Origin of the sequence: Streptococcus sp. DD11 (genome assembly GCF_001578865.1) — a bacterium.
Classification (GTDB): domain Bacteria; phylum Bacillota; class Bacilli; order Lactobacillales; family Streptococcaceae; genus Streptococcus; species Streptococcus panodentis.
In genome coordinates this window covers 186585-191871 of the sequence record NZ_KQ969397.1, presented here as the reverse complement: position 1 = coordinate 191871, position 5287 = coordinate 186585, and the positions used below count along the sequence as shown (strand labels likewise).

The following is a 5287-nucleotide window of genomic DNA, read 5'->3' as shown; positions in this document are numbered from 1 at the left end:
CTGCCATGATTTCCAGCGTCGGTGCTTGGGCAGCTTCGTCATTCTTGCTGTCTTCTGCAAGCGCAACAGCGTTTTTATTGCTTTCTCTAGTGTCATCGTTGGCAAGTATAACAGTGCTTCCGATGGCAAGAGAGGCAGCAAGGCCGGCGAGAAAAATGAGGGTGATGAGTTTTTTCAATAGCTTCCTCCTATTGGTTTGGACGAGTAAAAGTGGATGAGGGACGGTTAGGGCGCTGAGCGAGGGAACATGGTTTCCGAATCTTGTCTTTCTACCCTGGCCTAGCGGTTCCCTTTCACCTATATTATATCATTTATTATTGGCTATGGCTGGAAATAAGGTGTTTACAAACTATCTTTCCCCACCTCCTCCAATCCCTCCTCGGTCAGCCGGTAAAGCTTCTGGCAGACTTGCTTGAGAAAGGCGCGGTCGTGGGAGACGGTGATGATGGCGCCGGGGTAGTGGGCAAAGAGCTGGCGGATCTGGGGCTGGGAAGTGGGGGAGAAGTTGCGCGTGGGTTCGTCCAGCAGGAGGACATTGGGTCGGTCCAGGACCAGCTTGAGCAGGAGGAGCTTGGCTCGCTGGCCGCCAGAAAGCTGGCTGATAGGATGGCGGGCTTCCTCGCGCGTGAACTGTAGGCTGGCCAGATGGGTCAGAGCCTTTTCCTGACTGGCCTTATGGCCGGTAGGAGCCAGAAAGTCCAGGGGACTGACTGCCTGATCCAGCAGGTCGCCATAGTGCTGGGGCATGTAGCCCGCCCGCAGATCTGTCCGCTGACATAGGCTGCCCCACATTTCCTTGAGCAGGCTGGATTTGCCCGCTCCATTGGCTCCGATGATGCCGATTTTCTCCTGTCCGGTCACTTCCAGGCTCAGATTTTTCGCCAGCAGTCGCCCTCCAACCTCCAGATTTTGCCCGTCCATTTTGAGGATTCTTTTGGTCAATGGCAGAGCTTCTATGTCTGAAAAGCGGAGCTTGATTGCTTCTTCCTGAGTTGGGATTTCAGTCATCTGGGCTGCCTGCTGCTCAAATCGCTTGCCTTGAGAAAGAACGTTCTTCATCTTCTTGGCAAGGAGTCGGCCTTCGACATCGTTTTTGGTATTTCTCAAAGCATTTTCGACATTCTGCTTGACCCGCTGGTGTTTGTTCATGGTCTTGGCGTGTTCTTCCCGCTCTTTCTTGGCCTGCTGGCTCTGCTTGTCAAAGGCCTCCTGACGCTGCTGGCTGTAGTCCTCATAGGCCAGATTTCTGACGGTAGTCCGGGCTTCCTGCTTTTTCTTGATCCGCTCCAGATGGACGATCTTGGTCGCCGTCTTAGTCAGAAGATTTTCATCATGGGAGACAAAGAGGACCGTCCTGTCCGTCTGCTTGATAAAATCTTCCAGCCAGATCAGGGTATCCAGATCCAGGTCATTGGAAGGTTCGTCTAAAAATAGCATGTCGGCATCGCTGGACAGTTTTTTGATTAGCTGGACTTTGAGCTTTTCGCCGCCGGACAGACTGGAGAGGACTTGGCTTGAAGCAAAGCGCTGACTGTCGAAATGCAGCTCCTGGGCATAGCGGTAGAGCTTAGCATAGTCCAAATCTGCCTCGGTGTCCGCAAAGAAGTAGTCGTTGAGGGTCAGCTGGGCCTCCTGCTCAGGCAGCTGCTGGGGCAGGTAGCTGTAAGAGGAGTAGGCCCTTTGGATCTGACCGCTGCAGCTGACATAGTCTGTGACCAGGCTGGGCTCCATCATCAGCTTGAGCAGGGTGGACTTGCCATTGCCCTCTTCGCCGATGATGGCTACTCTGTCGCCCGGATTGACCGTCAGTGTCAGGTCTCTGACCAAGTCTTTTAGATCCTTTAGATGGGTGATAGTGAGATTGCTTACTTGTAACATAGGTGCCTCCTTATTCGTGTAAAAAACAGCTCCGCTTTATCTAGCAGAGCTGTTTTTTGATTGCACAAAGAAGGCAGTGAAATGCCTAATCAGGTCTTTGTTTCTAGCGAAATAGAGAAAAAGACACTGCGGGTATGTGAAAACATGACAAAATCTACTAAATAAAGTTTCCTTTAAAAAATAGACTTAATTTTTCATGTCTCCTTATACCTCCGATATCTTTCTGTTTTCAGTCTAGCAGAGGATAGTGAATTTGTCAAGCGCTTTCAAAAAATATTTTTTTTTGATCTTTTTTGAATTCGGGATGACAAAAGTCTTGAAAAGGCTGATTTCTAGGCTTTTTGATGTAGGACGACCTATAAATTTTTAATCGTATAAAAATTTGACATATACGGATTAATTATATATAATCATCTTGTATATAAAAATTATATATAAGAAATGATTACATAAAACAGGCCTATGATTTGTAAAAGACGCAGGAGCAGAATGAATCCACCCGCTATTCAAAATTTTATCGAAGGAGTGAATGATCATGCCAAAAACCTTATTTCTCTGGCTGTTGACTGTCCTGAGCTTAGGACTTCTAAAAACGCCGCAAGCTCAAACCGCTGAGCAGTCCGTGTCCTCTGCTAGGGCAGTCGGCCGGATTGGGCAGAAGCTCCAGGACTATGTCAAGGAGCAGGAAGGGACAAGGCTGGCCAAGCACGCAGCAGCCTTAGACCGAATGCTGTAAAAGATTGTTTCAGAAAGGAGAAGGCCTATGCTGAGAATTTTTATCCGAATGGTTTACAGAAGTATCGCCTATGCGATCCAAGGAACCGACTAGAAAGGAAAACTCATGAAAAAATCAATTTTAATCATTATTTTAACCGTTTTGACGCTGGGAATTTTTTGCCCGGTCCATGCTCAAGCAGAGTCGCAGAAGCTGCCGTCTGGCACGGACCGTAGCCAGATTGGCCAGAAAATCCAAGACTTTGTCAAGGAACATGAAAAGACAACTGCCGGCATGGAGACAGCCGTCTTTGACAAGGACGGCACCATCTACCGGGGGAACTTTGGCTATATGGACAAGGAAAATAAAGTCAAGGCCGATGACGACAGCGTCTTTGAATGGGCCTCTATCACCAAGCTGACCGTCTGGGTCTCCGTCATGCAGCTCTGGGAAGAAGGGAAGATTGATCTGGAGGAAGACATCCGGACCTACCTGCCGAAAGGTTTTCTCAAAAATCTTCGCTATGACAAGCCCATCACCATGCTGGATCTCATGAATCACCAGCCTGGTTTTGACGAGACACCGCTCTACAATGAGGGTGACAATAAAACGATTGAAGAGCTGCTCCTAGACTACCAGCCCATCCAGTCCTTTGAGCCAGGTACCACGACATCCTATTCTAACTATAGTACAGCTCTGGCCTCCTATATCGTGGAGCGGATTTCCGGTCAGACCTATGTGAACTATGTCCATGAGCATATCTTTCAGCCCTTGGGCATGAATCGGACCGCGATTTTACCAGACTTATCAGACAATGCCTATGTCCAAGCTAAGCGCAAGGAAGCCAAGGGTTATGATGCCCAAGGCAAGCTTTTAGGAGAGGTTCCCTTTAAACTGGGCCTCTATTCGGTCGGTCAGGCTACGGGAACGCTGGATGATTTGCAGAAATTGGCCCAAGCCCTGCTGGGCCGCAAGACCCTTTTCAAGCGTCCGGAGACTTGGACCACTCTTTACTCAACGACTTCCATCTACCCCGGTACGGACATCGCCCGCAATGCCCACGGCTTTTGGGCCAGCCATTATGGTGTCACCTTGCTGGGGCACAATGGGAATTCAGATGGTTTTTCCAGCAATCTCTATCTGGATCTTGAAAACGGTATTGGCCAAGTTATCCTGACCAATCAGCAATATGAGCAAGTGTACAATACCCAGATGCCGGAATTGATTTTCGGCCCAATGCAGACTGTCAGTGAGGCTACTAAGAAGCAGTCCCAGCCCGGCTATTACCACTATCTGAGAAGCTATAACAATGGCCCGCTATCCATCCTGCTCATGATGCCCGGTGCTATAGAGAAGATTGATAAGCTGACGGACCAGCCGGCCTTGCTGTCTATGTTCTGGACTATTGACCAGAGCCAGGGGGCTGACCGTATAGAAGTCGGTGTCATGAGTGCAGAAAGGCTTTCGGATACGGATCTTTTCAAGCACTATCTGGTCCTGATCCTCGGAGCTCTGGCCCTTGTCTTTGCCCTGGGCAATCTTGTGCTCAGTTCCGTGATTGGCGGTTTCCGGCTCCTCCTGCGAAAGACCAAAAGTCCGGCTCCCCGCTCTTGGAAGGTCTGGAATTACCTGACTTCTATAGGCATCCTTCTTTTCGGCGGCAATCTCATCCTGCTTTTGCTTGTTGCCATGAATCAGTTCCAAAACTATCCAATGGTAGAGCCTTGGCGCTACATGGTCTTTGCCGGACTGGGCCTCTTCCTGACAGGCTGTGCGGTCTACCCGCTGGTGACCAAAGATAGAAAGGGACTCGGAAAAGGCCGTATCTTCCTGACCGTCCTGACCAGTCTGTCAGCTTTGGCTATCGTGGCCAATATTCTCTACTGGTCGCTTTATCAATGGTGGGTGATGTAGCAGAAGTAGATATTCAAATAGTTATAAACTGTAAATAACTGCGGGCGAGTTTTATAGATGTTATAATAAAAAAGGAACGACTTTTTCAAAAAATGCTCTCTCTATCAATTCTGGATGTTCTAGCTTAGGAAAGGAATACCTATGATTAAAAGTATTTTTAAATTTATGTTCAAAGGCCTAGTCTGGCTCTTGGGGCTGCTGGCTTTGGCCTTACTGGCGATTTTTCTCTATCACCGTTTCCAAATTGCTCAGGAGAGTAGGCTAATCCAAAAGCCCTTTGGCCAGTTGGTCGAGGTGGACGGCAAGAAGCTCAATGTTTATACGGCCGGCAAGGGGGACAAGACCTTGGTTTTCCTGTCTGGTTTGGGCACCAATTCGCCAGTGCTGGATTTCAAAGCTCTTTACTCCAGGCTGGAGGAGGATTACCGCATCGTTGTTGTCGAGCCGCTGGGCTATGGCTACAGCGATGACGGGGATGATGACCGCTCGCTGGATAAGCAGCTCAGTCAGACCCGCAAGGCTCTCAAGGCGGCTAAGATTTCCGGCCCCTATGTTCTGGTTCCCCATTCTATCGGGGGTCTGGAGGCCATTCACTGGGCCAATCGCTATCCGTCAGAAGTGGAAGCTATTGTTGGCTTGGATATGACCATGCCCCATACGGAAGTATCCGATCAGGAGCGTTTTACCCGCTCTTACCAGATCGTTCAGCTGGTCAGAAATCTGGGCTTGGCTCGCCTGCCCATTTTCTTTAATGATGACAATGCCTCGGCTATCCAGTCT

General features: G+C 49.2%; 4 protein-coding genes. 3 read left to right on the top strand and 1 reads right to left on the bottom strand.

Annotated elements, in window-relative coordinates; all coding sequences use genetic code 11:
- Positions 1 to 342: 342 nt before the first annotated feature.
- Positions 343 to 1878, bottom strand: a complete 1536-nt coding sequence (locus STRDD11_RS11995; RefSeq protein ID WP_128837476.1) for an ATP-binding cassette domain-containing protein — start codon at positions 1876 to 1878, stop codon at positions 343 to 345.
- A gap of 535 nt (positions 1879 to 2413) precedes the next feature.
- Between STRDD11_RS11995 and STRDD11_RS11990 the strand changes: the two genes are divergently transcribed.
- The 3 genes from STRDD11_RS11990 to STRDD11_RS14780 all read left to right on the top strand — a co-directional run.
- The gene (locus STRDD11_RS11990; protein ID WP_128837475.1) at positions 2414 to 2614 is read left to right on the top strand and encodes a hypothetical protein; all 201 of its coding nucleotides are present in this window, start codon (positions 2414 to 2416) and stop codon (positions 2612 to 2614) included.
- 105 nt (positions 2615 to 2719) lie between these two features.
- A complete protein-coding gene (locus STRDD11_RS11985) occupies positions 2720 to 4507 on the top strand; it encodes a serine hydrolase domain-containing protein (RefSeq protein ID WP_128837474.1) in 1788 nt (595 codons plus the stop codon).
- Positions 4508 to 4648: 141 nt separating this feature from the next.
- Positions 4649 to 5287 (top strand): alpha/beta fold hydrolase (locus STRDD11_RS14780; protein ID WP_241209453.1); only part of this gene is annotated, 639 nt, incomplete at its 3' end.

Coding starts and splice junctions, on each gene's coding strand:
- STRDD11_RS11990 (WP_128837475.1), top strand. CDS start 2,414: ATGCCAAAAACCTTATTTCTCTGGCTGTTGACTGTCCTGAGCTTAGGA.
- STRDD11_RS11995 (WP_128837476.1), bottom strand. CDS start 1,878: ATGTTACAAGTAAGCAATCTCACTATCACCCATCTAAAGGATCTAAAA.
- STRDD11_RS11985 (WP_128837474.1), top strand. CDS start 2,720: ATGAAAAAATCAATTTTAATCATTATTTTAACCGTTTTGACGCTGGGA.